We start from the raw sequence: 20,218 nt of genomic DNA on the forward strand, positions 1-20,218 counted from the left end.
CGAAGGCCCGGGCGATTTCGACGGCGTCCTCAAGGGTGTTGCCGCCCTCGATCCAGTCGGTGGCCGAAATCCGCACGGTCAGCGGCTTCTCCGCCGGCCAGGCCGCGCGCACGGCGTCGAAGACCTCCAGCGGGAAGCGCAGCCGGTTTTCCAGGCTGCCGCCGTACTCGTCGGTGCGCCGGTTGGCGATCGGCGAGAGGAAGGAGGAGAGCAGGTAGCCGTGCGCGGCGTGCACCTCAAGCAGGTCAAAGCCTGCCTCGTCGGCGCGCCGGGCGGCGGCCACGAAGTCCGCCACCACCTTGTCCATCTCGGCGCGGTCGATCTGACGCGGGGTCTGGCTGCCCGGGCCGTAGGGCAGCGCGGACGGGCCGACGGCTTCCCAGTTGCCGGACTCCAGCGGCTCGTCGATGCCCTCCCACATCACCCGGGTGGAGGCCTTGCGGCCGGCATGTCCCAGCTGGGCGCCGATCCTGGCGGTGGACTGGGCGTGGACAAAGTCGACGATGCCCTTCCAGCTGTCCCGCTGGACGTCGTTGTACAGGCCGGTGCAGCCGGGGGTGATGCGCCCTTCCTCGGACACGCACACCATCTCGGTCATTACCAGGCCGGCCCCGCCCAGGGCCTTGCTGCCCAGGTGCACCTTGTGGAAGTCCCCGGGCACCCCGTCCACGGCCTTGTACATGTCCATCGGTGAGACCACGATGCGGTTCTTCAGTTCCAGTCCGCCGATCCGGTACGGCTGGAACATCGCCGGGGCCACCTGGTCCAGGCCCTGGGCTTCGGCGAAGTGCCGGTCCACCTGCCCGGCGAATTCCGGGTCGCGCAGGCGCAGGTTCTCCTGCGTGATGCGGCGGCTGCGGGTGAGCAGGTTGAAGGCGAACTGGGTGGCGGACTGGTCCTTGTACTGGCCGATCCGCTCGAACCACTCCAGTGAGGCCTGGGCGGCGCGCTGGGTTGATTCGACCACCGGCCGGCGCTCGGTTTCGTAGGCGTCCAGCGCGGCCTCGAGGGACGGGTGCTCGTGCAGGCAGGCGGCCAGGGCCAGGGCGTCCTCCATGGCCAGCTTGGTGCCGGAGCCGATGGAGAAGTGCGCGGTGTGCGCGGCGTCGCCGAGCAGCACCACGTTGCCGTGGCGCCAGCTGCGGTTGCGCACGGTGGTGAAGTTCAGCCACTTGGAGTTGTTGGCCAGCACCTCGTAGCCGTCCAGTTCCTCGGCGAAGATCTTCCGGATCTTGGCGATCGCCAGCTCGTCCGAGACCCCGGGGCCGAACACCTCGCCGGCGGTCTCGTCGAAGCCGGCGGCGCGCCAGACGTCCTCGTGCATTTCCACGATGAAGGTGGAGCCGGCATCGGAGTACGGGTAGCCGTGGATCTGCATGACCCCGGCCTCGGTCTCCTTGACGAAGAACTTGAACGCCTCGAAGACCTGGGTGGTGCCCAGCCACATGTACTTGTTGCCCCGCACGTCCAGGTCCGGGCCGAAGGAGTCCGCGTACTTGGCGCGGACCTGGGAGTTCACTCCGTCCGCGGCCAGCACCAGGTCATAGTTGGCCTCGAGTTCCTCCACCGGCGGGGCCAGGGTCGAAAAGCGCAGGTCCACGCCCAGCTCGGCACAGCGGCGCTGCAGCAGCTCCAGCAGTTCCTTGCGGCTCATGGCGGCGAAGCCCTGGCCGCCGACGGTCGTCATCTCGCCACGGAAGTGGATGTCGATGTCGGACCAGCGGGCGAAGCGGCGGCTCATGGAACCGGCCACCACCGGATCGGCGTTGCCGATTCCGCCGAGGGTCTCGTCGGAGAAGACGACGCCGAAGCCGAAGGTGTCGCTGGCTGCGTTGCGCTCCCAGACGGTGACCTCGTGCTTGGGGTCCAGCTGCTTCATCAGGGCCCCGAAGTACAGCCCGCCCGGACCGCCGCCGATAATTGCGATTTTCATGGTGTGTCCTTTCGGCCGGTTCACGCCGTGGCGCCGGCTAATTCTGCGGTTTCTTCCCCGGATTCCTGGGCGAGGCCCTGGCGCAGCTTGAAATGCTGGAGCTTGCCGCTGGGGTTGCGGGGCAGCTCGGTGACGAAGCGGATGTCCCGCGGGTACTTGTACGGGGCGATCGTGGCCTTGACGAAGTCCTGGATCTCCTTGCGCTTGGCGGCGCTGGGCTCGACGCCCTCGCGCAGCACGATGAAGGCGCAGACCACGCTGCCGCGTTCGGGGTCGGGACGGCCGACGACGGCGTTCTCCACCACGTCCGGGTGCTGGTCGATGGCCGCCTCGACCTCCGGGGCACCGATGTTGTAGCCGGAGGAGACGATCATGTTGTCCGAGCGGGCCTGGTAGACGAAGTAGCCGTCCTCGTCCTTGAGGAAGGTGTCCCCGGTGATGTTCCAGCCGCCGCGGACGTAGTTGGCCTGCCGGGCGTCATTCAGGTAGCGGCAGCCGGTCGGGCCGATCACGGCCAGGCGCCCGGGCTGGTTCGGCCCGAGCTCGTTGCCGTCCTCGTCCAGGATGGTGGCCCGGTAGCCGGGCACGGCCACCCCGGTGGTCCCGGGGCGGATATCGTCGCCGGCGGCGGAGATGAACACGTGCAGCAGCTCGGTGGCGCCGATGCCGTTGACCAGGCGCAGGCCGGTGGCCTCAAACACCGCCTCCCAGGTTTCCTTCGGCAGGTGTTCGCCGGCGGACACCGCCACCCGCAGGCCCTTCAGCAGCCCGCCCTGGCCGTCCTTGAGGATGGCCCGGTAGGCCGTCGGTGCGGTGAACAGGATGGTGGCGCCGGCGGCCGCGGCGTACTCGGCCAGCTGCAGCGGGGTGGCGCGCTCGGTCAGCAGCGAGCTGGCCCCGAAGCGCAGCGGGAAGACCACCAGCCCGCCCAGCCCGAAGGTGAACGCCAGCGGCGGGGACCCGGCGAAGACGTCCTCGGCGGTGGGCTTGAGGATGTGCCGGGCGAAGGTGTCCGCATTCGCCAGGATGTCCCGGTGGAAGTGCATGGTGACCTTGGGGCTGCCGGTGGTCCCCGAGGTCGGACCCAGCAGCGCGACGTCGTCGGCGGCGGTCTCCACGTTGGCGAACTCCCCGCTCTTGGCGGCACAGCGCACCGTGAGGTCCGCGGCGTCGTCGGAACCGTAGGGAACGACGGCGGCGCCGCCGGCGGCCTCGGCGACCCCGTCCAGGAAGCGGTGGTCCGAGATGGCCACCGCCGGGCGGGTGAGCTCCACGATCTTGGCCACCTCGCTGCCGCGCAGCACCGGCATGGTGGTGACCACCACGGCGCCGGCCTTGAGCACGCCGAGCCAGGCGGCGACCAGCCAGGGGTTGTTGGGTCCGCGCAGCAGCACCCGGTTGCCGGGCACTACGCCCAGGTCCTCGGTCAGGACCTGGGCCACCTGGTTGGCGCGCAGCAGCAGCTCGCCGTAGGTCCAGACGGTGCCGTCCGGGGTCCGCAGTGCCGGCCGGTCCGCCCCGAAGGTGGCTACCGCGTCGTCGATCAGGACCGCCGCGGCATTGAGGCGCTCCGGGTACTGCAGTTCGGGCAGGGTGAATTCAAGCACCGGCCACTGCTCGGCCGGCGGCAGGTTGTCGCGCGTGAAGGAGTCCACGTGGGCCGAAGGGGTCAGTTCCATGGCGTTCCTTTCGAAGTCGGGGAAGCGGTCAGCGGCCGGCACGGATCATGCCTTCCTGGGCCACGGTGGCCAGGAGCCGGCCGGAGCGGTCGAAGAACCTGCCCATGGCCAGGCCGCGGTTGTGCTGTCCGGACACGGCTTCCTGGGCGTAGAGCACCCACTCATCCATCCGGCCGTCACGGTGGAACCACATCGAGTGGTCCAGGCTTGCGGTGGCCAGGCCCTCATCGGCCCAGGCCAGCCCGTGCACCCGCAGGATGGGTTCGAGGATGGTGTAGTCGCATACGTACGCCAGCGCGGTCCGGTGCAGGTTCGCCGTGCTGTGCGCGTCCGCGCCGTCGGGCAGCCGGTCGAAGGCCTTGACCCAGACCGCCTGCTGCGCCACCTGTTCGCCCTCGACCTGCACATAGACCGGGCCCGGCACATGGCGCATGTCGAAGCTGCGTCCGGCGGACCAGTATTCGGCGGCCGCCCCCTCGACACCCTCGAGCGCCTCGGCGGCGCTGCGCAGGGAGTTCGGGTCGACGGCGGCCGGCATTGCCGGCTGGAACTCCGGCCCCTCCTCGGGCACATGGAAGGACCCCATGGCCGCGTAGACGGCCTTGCCTCCCTGGTAGCCGCGCACGCTGCGGGTGGAATAGCCGCGCCCGTCGCGCAGCCGCTCCACCTCGTAGCGGACGGCTGCACCGATGTCCACGGGGCGCATGAAGTAGCTGTGCATCGAGTGCAGCTGCCGGTCCGCCTCGACCGAGCGCATCATGGCGACGGCGGCCTGGGCCACCATGTCCCCGCCGTAGGCCTTGGGCCAGGGCACGTACTGGGTGGTCGCCTCGTACGCCTCGTCGTGGATCTGGGGCTCCACCGGGGCCAGGTCGACGGCGCGCAGGAACGTCTGCGCGGTCAGGGCCCCGTCCAGTGTCACGGTGTTCATGCCCGCCGGTATCCTTCCAGGGTCTCGTCGGCCACGTCCGGCAGGTTGACCACGATGTTCTCCGGGGTGCGGGTGGTCAGCCAGACCAGTTCCTCGGTCACGGACATGTTTGCTTCCACGTGCGGCATGAACGGCGGGACGAACACCCAGTCCCCGGCCTTCATGTCGATGAATTCGGAGTAGTCCTCGCCGAAGTAGATCCGGCCGTGGCCGCGCAGCACGTAGCCGCCGGTCTCCGCCTCGCCGTGGTGGTGCGGCAGCGAGCGGTAGCCCGGGACGTTGGAGACCTGGCCGAACCAGATCCTGGTGGCGGGGGTGTGCTGGATGCTCACGCCGGAGACCCGGACGCAGTCGCCGGACTGTGCCGTGTTCGTGTCCTCGGCGCCGCTGCGGGTGACCACGGGGACCACCTTGCCGTCGGGGCCGGCATAGATCGAGTTGTCCCCTTCGGTGCGGTAGGTAGTGCGGGAATCGGTGGTGGTGTCGGTCATCGTCGTGCTCCTTGTTAATTCAGTATCTGCTCGGTAGCGGCTGGTTAGTCCTGCAGTGCCGGCTGGCGGATCGACACCCGGTTCTCCAGGCGCCCGATGCCGTCGATCTCGGTGGTGATGACGTCGCCGTCAGCCAGAAAGCGCGGCGGCGTCATGCCCATGCCCACTCCCCCGGGCGTGCCGGTCAGGACCAGGTCCCCCGGGCGCAAGGTGGTGAACCGGGAAATGTAGGCCAGCAGGCGGGCCGGCCCGAAGACCAGGGTGGAGGTGTGGCCGCGCTGGACCAGTTCACCGTTGACGTAGCCGCGGACTTCCACGTTGGCGCCGCCGACCTCGTCCGGGGTGGCCATGACCGGGCCCACCGGGGTGGTGGCGTCGAAGGCCTTGCCCTGGAACCACTGCAGGGTACGGTTCTGCCAGTCGCGCATGGAGACGTCGTTGGCCACGGTGTAGCCGGCAATCGCCGCTGCGGCTTCGGCCTCGTCCGCGCGGGTGAGCGTGCCGCCGACGACGACGGCGAGTTCGGCCTCCCAGTCCACGCGCTCGCTGCCGTGGACCACTACCTCGTCCGCCGCCCCGGCAAGCGTGTCGGCGAACTTGGCGAAGAGCGTGGGGTACTCGGGCAGTTCCCGGCCCATTTCCCGGATGTGGTCCGCGTAGTTCAGCCCGCAGCAGATCACCTTGCCGGCCTGCGGCAGCAGCGGGGCCAGGTCACCGGCGGCGGCCTGCACGACGGCGGAGCGGGCCGCGCGGGCGGCCGTTTCCCGGGCCACCTCGCGCCAGGCCGGGTCGCGCAGCAGCGCCCCGACGTCGCCCGCCGGCAGCGGCAGGTAGGCATCCGGGCCGACGGCGAGCGCCGCCGTCGTCGTCTGTGCGCCGGTGCGCAGGGTGGCCAGTTTCATGCCCTCGGTTCCTCCTGTGTTGCCTGCCTGGTTCAATGTATCGACTTTTTTACGGCCGTCACATATGCTCAAGTTAGCACGATCACTTGGTCTGCACTAGAGGTTTTTTCAAATCCCCGGAACCGGACCTACCGGCGATGCCAAGGAGGCACCAGATGACCAACCAGACAGCAACCGGCAACCGCACCATCAACCCGGCCTCGTTGCCGAAACCCTCCGGGTACGCGCACGGGATCCTGTCCGGCAACACCGTCTTCCTCGGCGGCCAGACCGCGCTGGACAAGGACATGAACATCGTCCCGGGCGGGATCGTGGAGCAGTTCCGGCAGGCCTTCTCCAACGTGCTCACCACGCTGGCGGAAGCCGGCGGCAAGCCGCAGGACCTGGTGAGCGTGACCATCTACCTCACCGATGTGGACGACTACATGGCCCACGGCAAGGAGATCGGCCGCATCTGGCGCGAGATGGCCGGCTCTGAATACCCTGCGATGGCCGGGATCGGCGTGTCCCGGCTGTGGCAGAAGGAAGCAATGATCGAGATCCAGGGCATCGCGGTGATCCAGGACCGCTGAACACTGTGACTCCGGAGCGCTGAGCGCCAGTAAGAGCAGGCAGGCAGGCCGGCCGGGACAATGTTCCCGGCCGGCCTGCCTTAAGTCGCCTTTAATTGCACTGCGGCTCAGACCGCCGCGTCCGCCTTGGCCACCAGGGCCATGGCGTGGGCCTCGGCCATCGGGGCGATCAGCCGGTGCACGCCGAAGAAGATCCGCCGAGCCTCGGGCCCCTGCCAGTCCTCGGGCAGGTACTCCAGCGGCAGCCCGGGGTCGCGGTACGGCAGCCGCCGCCAGAGCGTGAGCATCGGAACGTAGTACCTGAAGGCGTCGCGGCGCAGCTCCGGTGTGGAGGCGGCCAACGCAGCTTCCGGGTCCTCCCCCACCTCGGCGGTCCACTCCGCGAGCGAATTGCCGTAGAACTGCATGAACTCGCCGATCTGCGCGGCGAGCTCCTCCAGGTCCCACCACTGCGCCACCCGCGCCCGCATATCCCCTTCGGCGGAGTAGTCGCCGGTGAAGAATTCCACATACTCGGCCAACTCCCGCGCGGCCAGACGCCGCTTGGCCCCCTCGCGCACCCCCGAGGGCGCGATCCACACGCCCGGCGACACCGACCCGAAGCCCAGCCGGGTCAGTTCGGTGCGCAGCTGGTGCCGGCGGTCCCGCATGGTTTCGGGGACGGAGAAGATGGCCAGGACCCACGGGCCGCCGGCCGCTGCCCGGTACGGGGCGAAAATACGCTCGTCACCTTCGCTGACCATCTCCAGCGAGCGCGGGGACAGCTCATACTTGGCCACGCCGCCGTTCTTGACGCTGTTGAGCACCCCCTTGGCCTTCAGCCGGGACACGGCCGAGCGTACGCCGGGGGCGTCGTGGCCCAGGTCGCCGAGCATCTCGATCAGCACCGAGACCGGCAGCGGGCCGCCGCCCCGCCGGCCGTAGAGGCCGTAGATGGTCAGGATGAGCGGCTGGTGCCGCAGCGGCGGTACGGGGACGGTGACCATCCGCTGGACCCTCGTTTCTACATCAGGCATGGCAATAGGACTCCGATCATCATAGGCGCCAGGCCTGGAAGGAGCGGGAAGAAGCCGCGAGCTCAGGCCGGCACGGCGCCGGCACCGGTGATGGCCCGCAGGAAGTGCCCGGGCCAGGGCTGCGCGGCGTCGGCCCCCTCGGGCACGTAGGCGGTGGTAAAGGTCCCGTAGGCGGCCAGTCCGCCCGCGGACTTTTCGTGCGGCTGGCCGTGGATCTCGAAGGCGAAGGTCATCGAGGTGCGGCCGATTTTCTGCACCTTCACCGTGGCGGTGATGCGCTGGCCGAACCACAGCTTGCCCCGGTAGTTGAGCACGTGCTGCACGCGCGGGGCGCACGGGAAGTAGCCGGGCAGGTCCAGTCGGCGGAACAGTTCGGCTTCGGCAGCCTCCACCCAGCGCACAATGGCGGAGTTGTGCTGGTGGCCGGCCGCGTCGGTATCGACCCATTCGACGGTCCGCTCGATGCAGGCGCCGGGCAATGCCTGGCTCTCCGGGGTGTCCACGCCGCTCCTCTCCGTCCCGCGGTTCTCCGCAGGCTCCTGGGCGCCATTTTATCGTGTGAATATGACGGCAATAAAAAAGAATCCAGTGCCAGGTGGCTGCCTGCCTGCACACATACGTGCAGGCAGGCAGCCACTCCTTAATAATTAACCGTTGAAGGCGAACCGTTCCTGCAGGCGGGACGCCGTGCGGTCCGGGTTCAGCATGAGCACGCTCAGCAGTCCGACCACCACCAGGTAGATGCCGATCATCCAGAACGCCGAATCCATGCCCTCGCCCAGCCGGGCCGCCATCTCCGCGGTCTCGGGCACGCCCTTCGGGGCCGGGACGTAGCCTGCCGCGTCCATCAGCATGCCCACCATGGCCGGGGCCACTACGCCGCCGAGCGAGGCCAGGCCGGTCAGCGAGGCCATGACCGCGGCCCGCTGCCTGGAGCAGACGCAGAAGGCCACCGCGGTCGGGGCCAGCGGGTAGATCATGGCCAGGCCGGCGCCGAGGGTCACGAACACCACCGCCGCGGAACCGCCCAGGTGGGGCAGGATGAGGAAGCAGGCACCCGAGCACAGCAGCATGGCGCCGAACAGGGCCCCGAGTGCCCAGCGCACGGTCACGCCGCGGCGCATCAAAAAGCGCGATGCGTAGCCCAGGACCAGCAGGGCCGCCGCGCCGAGGAGCCAGGGGAAGGTGGAGACCAGGCCGATCATTTCCGGACTCAGCGCCACCACCGAGGCCAGGTACTTCGGCGACCAGGTGGTCAGGAAGCCCTGCGCCCAGAAGCAGCCGGCCCCGGCCAGCACGGCCGCGACAAACATGCGGGTGCCCAGCACCCGGCGGATCGGCACCATGTGCAGCAGGTCTGCGCGGTCGGCGATGCTGTCCCGGCCGCCGTCCGCCGGCTGCTCCACCGGCCCTGCGGCAGCCGCACCGCCGTCGGCAGGTTCCTCGGGAGCCGGGGCGCGCTTCCGGGTGGTGTGGCTGTATGGGCCGTCGCGCCCGACCAGCAGCCAGCACAGCGACCAGACCAGCCCGACGATACCGAGGAACCCAAACGCCCAGCGCCAGCCGAGCGCAGGGTTGGCGATGATCCAGGCCAGCGCCGGCGCGGCGACAATCGGCCCCAGGGTGGACCCGATGGCGACCAGGCTGCTGGGCAGCCCGCGCTCCTTGGCCGGGAACCAGCCGTGCACGTGCTGCAGGGTAATCGGCGTCGCCGGCCCCTCGGCCGCGCCCAGCAGGATGCGGGTCACCAGCAGCACCGCGGCACCGCCGCCGAACAGCATGGGGAACTGCAGCACGGCCCAGGAGATGCCCATGGTGAGGATGATCCAGCGCGTGGGTACCTTCCCGGCCAGGAAGCCGACGGCGACGGCGGCGATGGCGAAGAGGAAGAAGAAGGCGCTGCCGATGAAGCCGAATTCGCCGGCGGTCAGCCCCAGTTCCCGGATGGCCGAATCCGCGACGAGGCCCAGGACTGCCTTGTCCGCGAAGTTGATGATCTGGAAGACCACCAGGGCTGAGGTGACCAGCCAGGCGCGCCGGTTCATCTTCCCGTGGGTGACGGCGGCGCGCAGGGTGTGCGGCGGGATCTGCTGTTGCGTGCTCATGCGCCCACCTGCGCTTCCTCGCGGCCCGCGGCAAGTCCGGCTGCGGGCCGGATGACAAAGCAGTCATTGTCCTCGGCCACCTGCACCGGACCGGCGAAGTCCCGCCGCGCGGCCTCTTCCATTTTCCGCACGTCCGCTGCCCCCGGGGTATTCGGCACGATGTGGTGCAGCACCAGCGAACCGACGCCGGCGGCGCTGGCTACCTTGCCCACCTCGTCGAAGGAGGTGTGGGATTCGCGCAGGTGGACCTCGATGCCGTCCCGCGTGGGCCCGTCCGGGAAGGTGGCCAGGATGGCCTCCAGGTCCATGACCTCGTGCAGCAGCAGGTCGGCGCCGCGCGCCAGCCTGATGCAGTTTTCCGAGTAGGCGGTATCGCCGGAGATGACCACGGAGCCGTAGGCCGAATCGATGCGGAAGGCGAAGGCGGGATAGCAGAGGCGGTGGTCCACCAGGATGGCAGTAACGGTCACCAGTTCGTCGCGGTAGACCTCAAAGGGCTCCATCACGGGGTGCCGGGCGGTGACCGGGTCGGCGCCGGCCGACGGCGGGATCTGGATATCGTGCGCGGTAACCCATTCGTGCGGCTCACTGCGGCCCTCGTCGGCCATCCGGATGCAGATATCCGAGGCGAACACCCGGTCCAGCAGTGCGTCCACCATCTCGGTGGTGCCGGCCATGGTCCGGTCACCAACCCGCTCGTCGACGTAACCGGCGTGCGCCGCGTCCAGGGCCGGTACGCGCGGTGGCCGGCCAGGTCCGAAGACCTGGACGGGTGCGCTGAAGGATTCGCCCGGCACCTGCCAGCCGGTGACCAGGAAGGAGCCCAGGTCGTAGACATGATCCGAGTGGTGGTGGGTCAGGAAGACGGCGCGCAGCTCGGACCACGCGCAGCTGGAGCGGTAATTGCGGATGCTGCCCATGCCGCAGTCGACGACGTAGGCGGCGCCGTCGACCTTCACCGCGGTACTGGTACCGGCGCGGCTGGCGGAGACAATCGGGCCGCCCCCTGTCCCCAGCGTGTGGACGGACATGCCTCGTTCGGGATTGTTCATGACTGACTGGCCCTCGTTTCCTCAATGGATGGGCGGAGGCCGCACGTGCCGGAAGGCGGGCTGCGGCGTGCTGAACGGAAAGAACCGGCACGGACGGCCGGACGTGATCCACATCATATGTAGTAGCTTTTGCGATCGCAATACCTATTGCATATCCAGTGCTGCTCTGGCATGCTGGCTCCACCGCAAGCCCAACGAAAGGACCTTCCATGGGTATCCAGCAAGACCAGGAAATCGTGCTCGGCGCGCTGCCGAAGGGCATCACGCCCGCCAGCGAGGCGATGGGCAACAAGACGTGGAACGTGCTCGGGCACACCTATCTGGCCAAGGTCGAAAGCGCCACCAGCTTCGCCTGGCTCTCCCTGGACCCGACCGGCACCGGGGTGCCCCCGCACGTGCACCCGACCCAGGACGAGCACATCTATGTGATGGAAGGCGTCTACACCCTCTACCTGGACGGGGAGTGGACCACCGCCGGCCCGGGAGACACCGTGCGGATGCCCAAGGACCTGCCGCACGCCTACTACAACAAGGGCGAAACCCCGGGCAAGGCCCTGTTCTGGGTCAGCCCCGCCGGGCGCCTGGCCCAGCTGTTCGACCAGCTGCACAACCTGGAGGACCCCGCCGAGGTGGTGCGCCGCTCGGCCCTGCACGACGTCGACTTCCTGCCCCCGGGCACCGTCCCCGGCGCGTAACGTTCAGCCGCTCCTGGCCGGGGCGCGGTGCCACGGCACCGGGCACCGGCCGGGCTGGCTTCGTGAAAGGAATCCCCATGCAGACCGGCATCTCCCTGCCGCCGCTGACGCTGGCCTACGGGGCGCACGCGGCCCAGACCGTCCAGTGCTGGGACCCGGCGCATGGCCCATGCCGCGGCGTCGCCGTCCTGGTGCACGGCGGCTACTGGCGGGCCCGCTTCGATGCCTCGCTCATGGCGCCCCTTGTCCGGGACCTCACCGCGCACGGCTGGGCCGTGGCGAACATCGAATACCGCCGCACCGGCAACGGCGGCGGCTGGCCGGCCACCTTGGACGACGTTCGGGCGGCAATCGATGCCGTCACCGCGACGCCGTGGCGTTCCAGCTGGGACGGGCCGCTGGTCGGGATCGGACACTCGGTCGGCGGGCAGCTGGCCCTGCTGACGGCGGACCGGCTGGACGCCGCCGTCGCCCTGGCCCCGGTCACCGACGCCGCCCGCACCTGGCGCGAAGGCTTGGGCGAAAACGCCGCCGCGGAATTTTTCGGCACGTCCCCTGGGCAGGCCCCAGCCGTGTACGAGGCGGCTTCGCCGGTCTGGCAGCTGCCCCTGGGGATTCCCCTGCTGGTGGTCCACGGCGCCTCGGACCAGCGCGTGCCGGTGGAACATTCGCAGGATTTCGTGGCGGCTGCCCGCAGCGGCGGAGACCAAGTGGACTTCGCGTCCCCGCACGATCTGGACCATCTGGCCGCGATCGACCCGTCGACTCCTGCGTGGGAGCGGGTGCGCCACTGGCTGGAAACCGCCGCGGATCAGCTCCGGCTGCGCAGCAGTTCCCCGGCGTGATCGGCCGCCGGGGCCCGCAGGATCCTGTGCAGCGTCAGGAAGACCTGCTTGGCGCGCGGTGCCTTCCACTCCGGGGGAAGGTACTCCAGCGGCAGGTTCGGGTCCCGGTAGGGAAACTTCCGCCACAGCGTCAGCAGCGGCACGTAGGTGCGGAAGGCCAGCCGGCGTTCGGTGGCCGGCAGCGTTCCGCCGTCCGCCGCCCGCTGCTCCCAGTAGTCCGCCAGCTCCGAGTAGTCGTCCAGGAACTCCGTGTACTGCCGGTCCAGCGAGTCCAGGTCCCACCACTGCCCCACCTGGGCACGGATATCCCCGCCCTTGAGGTAGTCGCCGGAGAAATACTCGGCGTAGCGGTCCAGCCCGCGCGCGGCCAGCCGGGCCATCGCCTGCTCCATCACGGTACTGGGCGCGATCGCCACGCCCGCGGCCACGAAACCGAACCCAAGGCTGGTCAGTTCGGCCTTCAGCTCGTAGCGGCGGTTGCGCTCGGCCTCGGGCACCGAAAAGACCACCAGCGACCAGGGATCCCCCGGCCGCGAGCGCTCCGGCGCGAAGATGCGCTGGTCGTCGGCGTTAAAGAGGTCCAGCACGTCCTCGGAGAGCGCATAGCGGGCCACGCCGTCGTCCTTGATACTGTGCAGGATTCCCTTGGCCTTCAGCCGCGAGATCGTGGACCGGGCCGCCTGCCCGTCGATCTCCAGGTCCGCCAGCATGGCCACGAGCGCCGAGACCGGCAGCACGCCGCCGGCGCCGCCGCCGTACAGCCCGTAGAGGGTCACGATCAGTTCCTGGTGCAGCACCCGCTGGGCACGGGGCGGCTGGGGCGGGCGGCTCAATTCCAGCTCGGGGGTGGACACCCTTCCATCCTAGGCAGCCCGGCGTGCCGTCAGCGCTTCCAGTTGTCCCGCAGGATGTCGCGGGCCTCGCGGTAGAGCTTCTTCGCCTCCGGGCTGGCGGCGACATCGTAGAGTTTCTGCGCCGTTGTCCAGAGCCGCCGCGCCTTGTCCCGCAGCACCGGATCCTTCGCCAGACGAGCCACGGCATCCCTGGCCGCGGTGGCCTTCTGCCGGGTGGGTTCAGCCGCCCTCCGCACCGGCAATGCCGGCTTGGCCGGTGGTTCTTCGCTCACGGGGTTGACAGGTTCTTCGCTCATGGGAGGTTCCTTGTGTCCTGTACCAGTGCACCCATCGTATGCCCGCGTCCGCGAATTAACAGGGCGGCCGGTGTTTGCCATGACAGAATCGCAGGCAGGACGCAATGGAAAGGACCTGCATGCCCACCGCCACGGTCAACGACGTCACACTTGCCTACACCGACTCGGCCCCGGAGGCCGGCACCGGCAAGGTGCTGCTGCTCCTGCACGGCCATGCCTTCGACCGCACCATGTGGGACGGCCAGGTGCGGCATTTCACCGCCGAGGGCTGGCGCGTGATCGCCCCGGACCTGCGCGGCTTCGGCGAATCGGAGGTCACCCCCGGCATCGTCTACACCGAGGAGTTCGCTGCCGACGCCGTCGGCCTGCTCGATGAGCTGAAGATTGGCCAGGCGGTGGTGCTCGGCTATTCGATGGGCGGCCAGGTGGCCATGGAGATCCAGCATTCCTACCCTGAACGCGTGCGCGCCCTGGTGATCGTGGACACGGTTCCGCAGGCCGAGGACACCGCGGGCAAACGCCGCCGGAACGTCGTCGCGGACCGGCTGATCACCGAGGGCATGCACGGCTACGCCGCCGATGTCCTGGACGTGATGATCGCCGGGTACAACGTGGAGAAGCTGCCGGAGGTGGCCGACAAGGTGCTGCAGATGATCCGGCGCTCCCCCGCCGCCGGGGCCGCCGCCGCGATGCGCGGCCGCGCGGCCCGCCGCGACTTCACCAACACCCTCAGCGCCGTCGAGGTGCCCGCCCTGGTCATCGCCGGCGCCGACGACGCGTTCGACGGCGGTGCCGCCACCCGCATGCACCAGCTCCTGCCGCACGGCAGCCTCGTCACGATCGACGGCGCCGGCCATACCCCCAGCCTGGAACAGCCCGAGGAGTTCAACCGCGCGCTCGGCTCGTTCCTGGCCGGGCTCAGGTAGCCGGGACCGGCGGCGCGGCGCCCGGTCCGGACGATCCTTACTCCGCCGGAAGTTCCCCGGCCACCAGCCGGCGCACCACCTCGGTGAGCAGCTCCACGCCGCGCAGTGCGTCCTCGTCGCGGGTGTACTCGGCCTCATGGTGCGAGACGCCCTCGACGCTGGGCACGAACAGCATCACCGTCGGCACCACGTCCTTCAGGTTCGTCGAGTCGTGTCCGGCCACAGTCATGATCTGTGTGTGGCTGAACCCCAGGCGCTTGGCGCTGGCCACGCCCAGGGCCACGCCCTCGGACTGGTACGGCACCAGCCCCCACTGGTGCGTCTGCTCCAGGGTGACCTGCGTCCGCGACCGCCCTTCGGCGTCGGCAATCGACTTGCCCAGCAGCTCCATGGCCCGGGCGAGCACCGCCTCGTCCGGCGAGCGCAGGTCAAGGTTCATCCGCACCTGCCGGGCGATGGTCACCGGGGAGTTGGGCAGGACGTACATTTCCGACACCGAGGTGTGCAGCTGCCCCGGCTCGAATTCGGCGGCCAGGTCGCGCGCGGCGGCAATGACCAGGGCCGCCCCGTAGAGGGCGTCGCGGCGGTCCTCCATCCGGGTCGAGCCGGTGTGCGACTGGGCGCCGTCGACGGTGACCCGGTACTTGCTGGCGGCCCAGGTGCAGTCCACGATGCCGACCTGGGTGCCGGTCTCTTCCAGGTTCCGGCCCTGCTCGATGTGGATTTCGGCGTAGCGGGCGACGTCGGCGAGCACCGGCGCGCCGCCGGCCGGGCGGTGCCCGGCAGCCAGGGCAGCGGCGACGCTCTCCCCGGCCGGGTCGGTGACGGCCAGGGCTTCGTCCAGGGCCAGCTTGCCGGTGAAGACGGAGCTGCCCATCATGCTGGGGGTGAAGCGGCTGCCTTCCTCGTTGAACCAGTTGACCACGGCCAGGTTGCAGGCCGGCTCCAGCCGGCCGCTGCGGGCCTCGGCGGCCACCCGGGCGGCGGCGTGCGCGGCGGCGAGCACCCCGTAGGCGCCGTCGAACCGGCCGGCCATCGGCTGGGAGTCCAGGTGGGAGCCGATCAGCACGTACGGGGCCCCGGGAACCAGTTCGAGGGTGCCGAACTGGTTCCCGATCGCGTCCACGCTTTCGGTGAAGCCGTGCCGGGCCAGCCAGTCGCCGAACCAGGCGCGGGTGGCGTGGTCGGCAGCGGTGCCGGCCTGCCGGTCGACGCCGCCGGCGGCGGTCGCGCCGAAGCCGGACATGGCCGCGAAGTCCTCCAAAAAGCCGGTGTTGGTGGTGCTCATCAGTTGTCCTTCCCCGCAGCAGCTGCGGCAAGATCGTCCGTGTCTGTCAGTGCCGGAAAATGTTCGGCGCCGAAGCGCAGGTCGCCGCCGACCATGGTACCCAGCACCTGCGTGGCCGAGATCCGGGACGGTTCGACGGCGGTGGGGTCCTGGTCCAGGATCACCAGGTCCGCCAGGTATCCCGGTGCCAGCCGCCCCTTGATGCCGCCGGCCCCCGTGGCCGCTGCCGAGCCGGTGGTATAGGCGGCCAGCGCCTCGGCGGCGGTGATCCGCTCGCCGGGGCCGTAGACCTGGCCGGAGGGTGTCAGGCGCTCGACGAAGGACTGCATGACGTCCAGCGGCCGGCCGTTGGAAACGGGCCGGTCCGAACTGCCGGGCAGGACGGCGCCGCGTTCGAGCAGGCTCCTGGCCGGGTAGGACCTGAGGGTGCGCTCCGGGCCGAGCAGCTGGGCCATGCCGTCGCCGAATTCGGTGATGAAGTGCGGCTGCGGGACCAGCACAATGCCGGCCTCGGCGATCCGGTCCAGCTGTTCGGGCCGAACGACGCCGCCGTGCTCGATCCGGTTCGGCAGCGCGTTGCGGCCGTAGGTGTCCTGGGCCTCGGTGATGATGTCGATGGCGTGGTCGATGGCATGGTCCCCGATGGCGTGCATGGCGATCGCCCAGCCGGCCCGGTACGCCTGAAGCGCCGAGCTGCGCAGCTGCTCCGCGTCCATCTGCAGGTAGCCGTGGTTGTGCGGGCAGCCCACGTACTCTTCGGTCATGTACGCCGTGCTGCCCAGCAGCGATCCGTCGCTGAAGATCTTCACCGGGCCCAGCCGCAGCCACTCATCCCCCAGGCCGGTGCGGATGCCGGCGTCCAGGCCCCTGGAGTCCGGGTCCGTGGCATGGCCGCGGACCTCGTGCAGGGCATCCAGGACCATCATCGGCTGCATGCGGACACTGAGCAGTCCCTTGTCCCGGGCGTTCTGGTAGGCAGCGAACTCGCGCGGCGAGTAGCCGATCCAGCCGCCGGCAATGCCCGCGTCGGTGACGCTGGTGATGCCTTCGGAGAGATAGTGCGTGGTGGCCAGGTCCAGGGCGCGCTCGATGGTCTCCAGCGGGTACGGCAGCATCAGGTCCTGCACCAGCCGCATGGCGTTTTCCTCCAGCAGCCCGGTGGGCCTGCCGGTGCCGTCCACGGCGACGACGCCGCCGTCGATGGGTGCGGCCAGGTCCGCGCCCCGGGCCACCAGGTCCAGCGCCGCGCCGTTGAGCGTGCAGGCGTGGCCGGAGGAATGCTTGATCCAGACCGGGCGGCCGCCGGCGGCCGCATCCAGCCGGTCCCGGTCCGGCTGCCGGCCGCCCAGCAGCAGCGGGCTGAAGCCGGAGGCGATGACCCATTCGTCCGTGGCCAGCGGCTCCGCGGCTTCGGCGATGATCCGGTAGACGTCCTCCAGGCAGCTGGCCGCGCCCAAGTTGGCTTCCATCAGGCCCAGCCCGAACCACACGCTGTGGGCGTGGACGTCGTTGAAGCCGGGAACAATGGTGGCTCCGCCGGCGTCGATGGTCCTGGCGGCACGGACGGGAAAGCCGGCGCCTTCCAGGTCGGGGTCCACGGCAAGGATCTTGCCGTCGTGGACCAGCAGGCTTCCGGCCACCGGGTGCGCGGGATCCTGGGTCAGTATGTGGGCGTTGCGGATCAGCAGATCGACGAGCATAAAGTCCTCTTAAGTCGGGCCTTCCGCTGCTTCGGAAGGAGGAGGGCCGCTGCGTTGGGGGAGCAGCGGCCCTGCGTTCCATTCAACGCTGGAACAATGACGCATTCAATGGACAAAACACGCCGCTTTTCCGCCGGAGTTTAAGCATTTGCATAAAATGGATCCATGACCGAGATGTACGGCGAAGTCCGCGGCCCTGCACTGCCCGCCCGGGACTTCCGCCCGGGACCGTCCGCCGAGCCCGAATGGACCGAACTCATCCGGCGGCTCTGGCAGGAGCGCGGGCTGCTGGTCAGCGACTTCCTCGGCCGCTTCTCCGCCATCTCCTACGGCGAGGCGCTGGTCCCCGAGGAGGACGTGTACCGGACGGCCGTGGACACGATGGATATGTTCCTGTATCAGCTGGCCGGCCAGGAGCTTCCGCCGGACCTGCGCACGCTCCCCCGCGACGTCGCCATCCGGCGCGCCCGCCAGGGCGTGCCGCTGGATGCGTTCCTCGAAGCGGTCCGCAACGACTTCCGGGTCCTGTGGAAAGGGCTCGAGCGGGTGGCCCGGGACAACGGCATCAGCGTCCTGGTCGCCAACATGGACCGGGTGCTGGACAGCGTGGAGGGGTACGTCAGCCACATCCAGCAGGCTTTCTCCGAGGAGGAGGCCCTGCTGGCCCGCAACAAGCAGCTGTACCGGCAGCGCCTGCTGTCCCGGCTCTTCCAGGCCGAAGCGCCGGACCCGGAGAAGGCCGCGGAGATCGCCGCGTCCCTCGGGGTCCAGCCGGCGGACACCTTCGAGGTGCTCGCGGTGACCGGGGACGGCGCCACCCAGGCCCTGCGGCAGTACGAGGCCGACCACCGCACGTTCGTCTACGAGGCGACCGGCGCCGTGTACCTGTTCCGCCCGGAGCGGGCCGGGCGCACCTGGCGGCAGGACCCGCCCGGCTTCGACGCCGGCTACCTGGACGGCGTCGGCGGCCTGGCCGCCGTCCCCGCCGCTGCCGCCTCGGCACGGGTTTTGGCCGGCCAGCGGCTCCCCGGGCTTGCCACCGTGGAGGACAGCTGGATGGGTATCGCCGGACAGCTGCTGGAAGGGACGCTGCCGGGCTTCTCCGCACCGGTCAGGCGCGCCCTGGACGCGTGCATGCCGCACGAACGCCAGCGGCTGCTGCAGGTGGCCCGCAGCTACGCCCGGACGGGCTCGGTCAAGGAAACCTCGGAGGAGCTGTACTGCCACCGCAACACGGTGGTCAACCGGCTGCACAGCCTGCAGGAAGTGATCGGCCTGGACCTGACCGTGCCGGCGGAGGCAGCCCGGGCGCTCGTGGCGCTGAGCCTGTACGACGGGCCCCGGGAGCAGTTTCCGGCCTAGTTCCAAGCTCAAATTGTGAATTTGCCCAACTTCCTGACCGGAACCGGGTGATTATTGTCATTGTTTAGGCTTTTCCCACCCCTCTACGCTTAAAGGGATATTTCTGTTCTGCCGGGGGACTACCCTCCGGCGCATCCCGCCGGGAGCGCCGCGGAGGCCACGGTCCATAGACCGCCTCAGGATCCGCGACGCAGACTTCCCCCCAGTTCGAAAGGCCCACCACGTGACCATGTCACAGTCACCGCCCCGCGCCGCAGGCGCCCCGCCGGTTGTCTCCGGCAAGGACGCGGGCAAAATCGCCCGCGCAGCATTCGTCGGCACCGCGCTGGAATGGTACGACTACTACCTCTTCGGCACGGCCGCCGCCCTGGTGTTCAACCGGCTCTTCTTCACCGACATGAACCCCACCGCAGCCCTGCTGGCTTCCTTCGCCACCTTCGGCGTCGGCTTCGCCGCCCGCCCGATCGGCGCCATGCTCTTCGGCTACATCGGCGACCGGTACGGACGCCGGCCCGCGCTGCTGACCACAATCGTGATGATCGGCATCGCCACCGCCCTGATCGGCATGCTGCCGGACTACGCGACCATCGGCCTGGCCGCCCCGATCCTGCTCGCCGTGCTCCGCCTGGTCCAGGGCCTGGCCGTCGGTGGCGAATGGGGCGGCGCGGTGACCATGGCCGTCGAGCATGCCCCGGCCGAAAAGCGCGGCCGGTACGCCGCGCTGGTCCAGGTCGGCTCGCCGGTCGCCACGTTGATGGCCTCCACGGCCTTCACGCTGGTTCTGCTCCTCCCGTCCGAGACCTTCGACGCCTGGGGCTGGCGCATCCCGTTCCTGCTGGCCATTCCGATGCTGCTCGTCGCGCTCTGGATCCGGCTCAAGGTCGAGGAGTCCCCGATCTTCAAGGACCTGCTCGCCCAGGAGGAGACCGTCAAGGTCCCGGCCTTCGAGGTGTTCCGCCACGCCGGCGGCCGCCTGCTGGTCGCCGTGCTCGCCGCCCTGCTCGGCGTCGGCGGTTTCTACATGATCACCACCTTCGCCGTCAGCTACGGCTCCAACAGCCTCGGGGTGGACCGCAATGTCATGGTCAACGCCACGCTGATCGCCGCCGTTGCCCAGATCGTCGTCACCATCCTCATGGGCCGCCTGGCCGAGAAGATCGGCCCGGGCAAGGTCACCATGTGGGGCGGCATCCTCAGCGCCATCCTGGCGTTCCCGATCTTCGCCATGATCGACACCCGGTCCCCGCTGCTGATCACGCTGGCGATCACCCTGGGCATCGTGCTCATCGCCGTCGCCTACGCCGTCAACGGCGCCCTGCTGACCGAACTGTTCCCGCCGAAGCTGCGCTACTCGGGAGTGGCCCTGGGCTACAACATCGCCGGCGCCACCAGCGGCTTCATGCCGATGGTTGCCACCGCCATGCTCGGCGTCTCCGGCAACCACTCCTGGGGTGCGGCACTGATCCTGGCCATCATCTCGCTGCTCACCGCCGTCGGCGGGTTCGTCGGCGAGCGACTGCGGGTCCAGGACAAGCAGCTCGTCGCCGACTAACAGCTGACACCCAGCCGCT

The 20,218-nt window shown here is 69.6% G+C and carries 19 protein-coding genes; 6 read left to right on the forward strand and 13 right to left on the reverse strand.

Translation table 11 applies throughout. The features are described from left to right. From HGG74_RS14335 to HGG74_RS14355, 5 genes are all read right to left on the reverse strand, one after another. A partial coding sequence (locus HGG74_RS14335) for an oxidoreductase (RefSeq protein ID WP_168487417.1) occupies nt 1–1,933 on the reverse strand: 1,933 nt, incomplete at its 3' end. A gap of 20 nt (nt 1,934–1,953) precedes the next feature. Then, the gene (locus HGG74_RS14340; protein WP_168487419.1) at nt 1,954–3,612 is read right to left on the reverse strand and encodes an AMP-binding protein; all 1,659 of its coding nucleotides are present in this window, start codon (nt 3,610–3,612) and stop codon (nt 1,954–1,956) included. A 28-nt stretch (nt 3,613–3,640) separates the two neighbouring features. Further along, entirely contained in the window at nt 3,641–4,543 is a 903-nt protein-coding gene (locus tag HGG74_RS14345) for an acyl-CoA thioesterase (RefSeq protein ID WP_168487420.1), read from the reverse strand. After that, nucleotides 4,540–5,034, reverse strand: coding sequence for a cupin domain-containing protein (locus HGG74_RS14350; protein ID WP_168487421.1), 495 nt, complete (start codon nt 5,032–5,034; stop codon nt 4,540–4,542). Before HGG74_RS14350 ends, HGG74_RS14345 begins: the two co-directional genes overlap by 4 nt. Nucleotides 5,035–5,078: 44 nt before the next feature. Then, a complete protein-coding gene (locus HGG74_RS14355; protein ID WP_168487422.1) occupies nt 5,079–5,936 on the reverse strand; it encodes a fumarylacetoacetate hydrolase family protein in 858 nt (285 codons plus the stop codon). Nucleotides 5,937–6,091: 155 nt separating this feature from the next. On the opposite strand from HGG74_RS14355, the gene HGG74_RS14360 reads away from it, so the two are divergent. After that, nucleotides 6,092–6,508, forward strand: a complete 417-nt coding sequence (locus HGG74_RS14360) for a RidA family protein (RefSeq protein ID WP_168487423.1) — start codon at nt 6,092–6,094, stop codon at nt 6,506–6,508. A 107-nt stretch (nt 6,509–6,615) separates the two neighbouring features. On the opposite strand, the gene HGG74_RS14365 is transcribed toward HGG74_RS14360, so the two are convergent. The 4 genes from HGG74_RS14365 to HGG74_RS14380 all read right to left on the reverse strand — a co-directional run bounded on the left by HGG74_RS14365 (nt 6,616) and on the right by HGG74_RS14380 (nt 10,681). Beyond that, a complete protein-coding gene (locus tag HGG74_RS14365) occupies nt 6,616–7,524 on the reverse strand; it encodes a PaaX family transcriptional regulator (protein WP_246262915.1) in 909 nt (302 codons plus the stop codon). 62 nt (nt 7,525–7,586) lie between these two features. Then, a complete protein-coding gene (locus HGG74_RS14370; RefSeq protein ID WP_312856855.1) occupies nt 7,587–8,027 on the reverse strand; it encodes an acyl-CoA thioesterase in 441 nt (146 codons plus the stop codon). Nucleotides 8,028–8,171: 144 nt separating this feature from the next. Further along, nucleotides 8,172–9,629 (reverse strand): MFS transporter, encoded by a 1,458-nt coding sequence (locus tag HGG74_RS14375; RefSeq protein ID WP_168487424.1) that lies wholly within the window; start codon nt 9,627–9,629, stop codon nt 8,172–8,174. Further along, nucleotides 9,626–10,681, reverse strand: coding sequence for an MBL fold metallo-hydrolase (locus tag HGG74_RS14380; protein WP_246262916.1), 1,056 nt, complete (start codon nt 10,679–10,681; stop codon nt 9,626–9,628). Before HGG74_RS14380 ends, HGG74_RS14375 begins: the two co-directional genes overlap by 4 nt. A gap of 209 nt (nt 10,682–10,890) precedes the next feature. Here HGG74_RS14380 and HGG74_RS14385 point away from each other — a divergent pair, with 209 nt between their 5' ends. Continuing rightward, nucleotides 10,891–11,376: a cupin domain-containing protein gene (locus tag HGG74_RS14385; RefSeq protein WP_168487425.1), complete on the forward strand. Its 486-nt coding sequence runs from the start codon at nt 10,891–10,893 to the stop codon at nt 11,374–11,376. Nucleotides 11,377–11,453: 77 nt separating this feature from the next. After that, the gene (locus HGG74_RS14390) at nt 11,454–12,221 is read left to right on the forward strand and encodes an alpha/beta hydrolase family protein (RefSeq protein WP_205761959.1); all 768 of its coding nucleotides are present in this window, start codon (nt 11,454–11,456) and stop codon (nt 12,219–12,221) included. Here the strand turns inward: HGG74_RS14390 and HGG74_RS14395 are convergent. Together HGG74_RS14395 and HGG74_RS14400 are read right to left on the reverse strand one after the other, a co-directional pair. Further along, nucleotides 12,188–13,075: a PaaX family transcriptional regulator gene (locus tag HGG74_RS14395; protein WP_312856856.1), complete on the reverse strand. Its 888-nt coding sequence runs from the start codon at nt 13,073–13,075 to the stop codon at nt 12,188–12,190. The genes HGG74_RS14390 and HGG74_RS14395 overlap by 34 nt on opposite strands. A gap of 29 nt (nt 13,076–13,104) precedes the next feature. Beyond that, the gene (locus tag HGG74_RS14400; RefSeq protein WP_168487426.1) at nt 13,105–13,371 is read right to left on the reverse strand and encodes a hypothetical protein; all 267 of its coding nucleotides are present in this window, start codon (nt 13,369–13,371) and stop codon (nt 13,105–13,107) included. A 119-nt stretch (nt 13,372–13,490) separates the two neighbouring features. Here HGG74_RS14400 and HGG74_RS14405 point away from each other — a divergent pair, with 119 nt between their 5' ends. Next, complete coding sequence (locus tag HGG74_RS14405) at nt 13,491–14,297, forward strand: alpha/beta fold hydrolase (protein WP_168487427.1); 807 nt, start codon at nt 13,491–13,493, stop codon at nt 14,295–14,297. A gap of 37 nt (nt 14,298–14,334) precedes the next feature. Here the strand turns inward: HGG74_RS14405 and HGG74_RS14410 are convergent, their stop codons facing one another. Together HGG74_RS14410 and HGG74_RS14415 are read right to left on the reverse strand one after the other, a co-directional pair. Beyond that, nucleotides 14,335–15,585, reverse strand: a complete 1,251-nt coding sequence (locus HGG74_RS14410; protein WP_168487428.1) for a M20 family metallo-hydrolase — start codon at nt 15,583–15,585, stop codon at nt 14,335–14,337. Next, nucleotides 15,585–17,285: an amidohydrolase gene (locus HGG74_RS14415; RefSeq protein ID WP_168487429.1), complete on the reverse strand. Its 1,701-nt coding sequence runs from the start codon at nt 17,283–17,285 to the stop codon at nt 15,585–15,587. The genes HGG74_RS14410 and HGG74_RS14415 overlap by 1 nt, the downstream gene beginning before the upstream one ends. Before the next feature lie 165 nt (nt 17,286–17,450). On the opposite strand from HGG74_RS14415, the gene HGG74_RS14420 reads away from it, so the two are divergent. Both HGG74_RS14420 and HGG74_RS14425 read left to right on the forward strand, forming a co-directional pair. Further along, the gene (locus HGG74_RS14420) at nt 17,451–18,647 is read left to right on the forward strand and encodes an RsbRD N-terminal domain-containing protein (protein ID WP_246262917.1); all 1,197 of its coding nucleotides are present in this window, start codon (nt 17,451–17,453) and stop codon (nt 18,645–18,647) included. Nucleotides 18,648–18,876: 229 nt separating this feature from the next. Then, on the forward strand, nt 18,877–20,199 hold the full coding sequence (locus tag HGG74_RS14425; protein ID WP_168487430.1) for an MFS transporter: 1,323 nt from the start codon (nt 18,877–18,879) through the stop codon (nt 20,197–20,199). The last annotated feature ends 19 nt before the right edge of the window (nt 20,200–20,218 follow it).

Source organism: Arthrobacter mobilis, assembly GCF_012395835.1.
Lineage (GTDB): Bacteria > Actinomycetota > Actinomycetes > Actinomycetales > Micrococcaceae > Crystallibacter > Crystallibacter mobilis.

Bases quoted from the DNA above. Each gene is read 5' to 3' on its own strand.
- HGG74_RS14355 (WP_168487422.1), bottom strand. From the start codon at position 5,936: ATGAAACTGGCCACCCTGCGCACCGGCGCACAGACGACGACGGCGGCG.
- HGG74_RS14360 (WP_168487423.1), top strand. From the start codon at position 6,092: ATGACCAACCAGACAGCAACCGGCAACCGCACCATCAACCCGGCCTCG.
- HGG74_RS14350 (WP_168487421.1), bottom strand. From the start codon at position 5,034: ATGACCGACACCACCACCGATTCCCGCACTACCTACCGCACCGAAGGG.
- HGG74_RS14400 (WP_168487426.1), bottom strand. From the start codon at position 13,371: ATGAGCGAAGAACCTGTCAACCCCGTGAGCGAAGAACCACCGGCCAAG.
- HGG74_RS14425 (WP_168487430.1), top strand. From the start codon at position 18,877: ATGTCACAGTCACCGCCCCGCGCCGCAGGCGCCCCGCCGGTTGTCTCC.
- HGG74_RS14365 (WP_246262915.1), bottom strand. From the start codon at position 7,524: ATGCCTGATGTAGAAACGAGGGTCCAGCGGATGGTCACCGTCCCCGTA.
- HGG74_RS14415 (WP_168487429.1), bottom strand. From the start codon at position 17,285: ATGCTCGTCGATCTGCTGATCCGCAACGCCCACATACTGACCCAGGAT.
- HGG74_RS14345 (WP_168487420.1), bottom strand. From the start codon at position 4,543: ATGAACACCGTGACACTGGACGGGGCCCTGACCGCGCAGACGTTCCTG.
- HGG74_RS14405 (WP_168487427.1), top strand. From the start codon at position 13,491: ATGCCCACCGCCACGGTCAACGACGTCACACTTGCCTACACCGACTCG.
- HGG74_RS14385 (WP_168487425.1), top strand. From the start codon at position 10,891: ATGGGTATCCAGCAAGACCAGGAAATCGTGCTCGGCGCGCTGCCGAAG.
- HGG74_RS14410 (WP_168487428.1), bottom strand. From the start codon at position 15,585: ATGAGCACCACCAACACCGGCTTTTTGGAGGACTTCGCGGCCATGTCC.
- HGG74_RS14375 (WP_168487424.1), bottom strand. From the start codon at position 9,629: ATGAGCACGCAACAGCAGATCCCGCCGCACACCCTGCGCGCCGCCGTC.
- HGG74_RS14420 (WP_246262917.1), top strand. From the start codon at position 17,451: ATGACCGAGATGTACGGCGAAGTCCGCGGCCCTGCACTGCCCGCCCGG.
- HGG74_RS14390 (WP_205761959.1), top strand. From the start codon at position 11,454: ATGCAGACCGGCATCTCCCTGCCGCCGCTGACGCTGGCCTACGGGGCG.
- HGG74_RS14380 (WP_246262916.1), bottom strand. From the start codon at position 10,681: ATGAACAATCCCGAACGAGGCATGTCCGTCCACACGCTGGGGACAGGG.
- HGG74_RS14340 (WP_168487419.1), bottom strand. From the start codon at position 3,612: ATGGAACTGACCCCTTCGGCCCACGTGGACTCCTTCACGCGCGACAAC.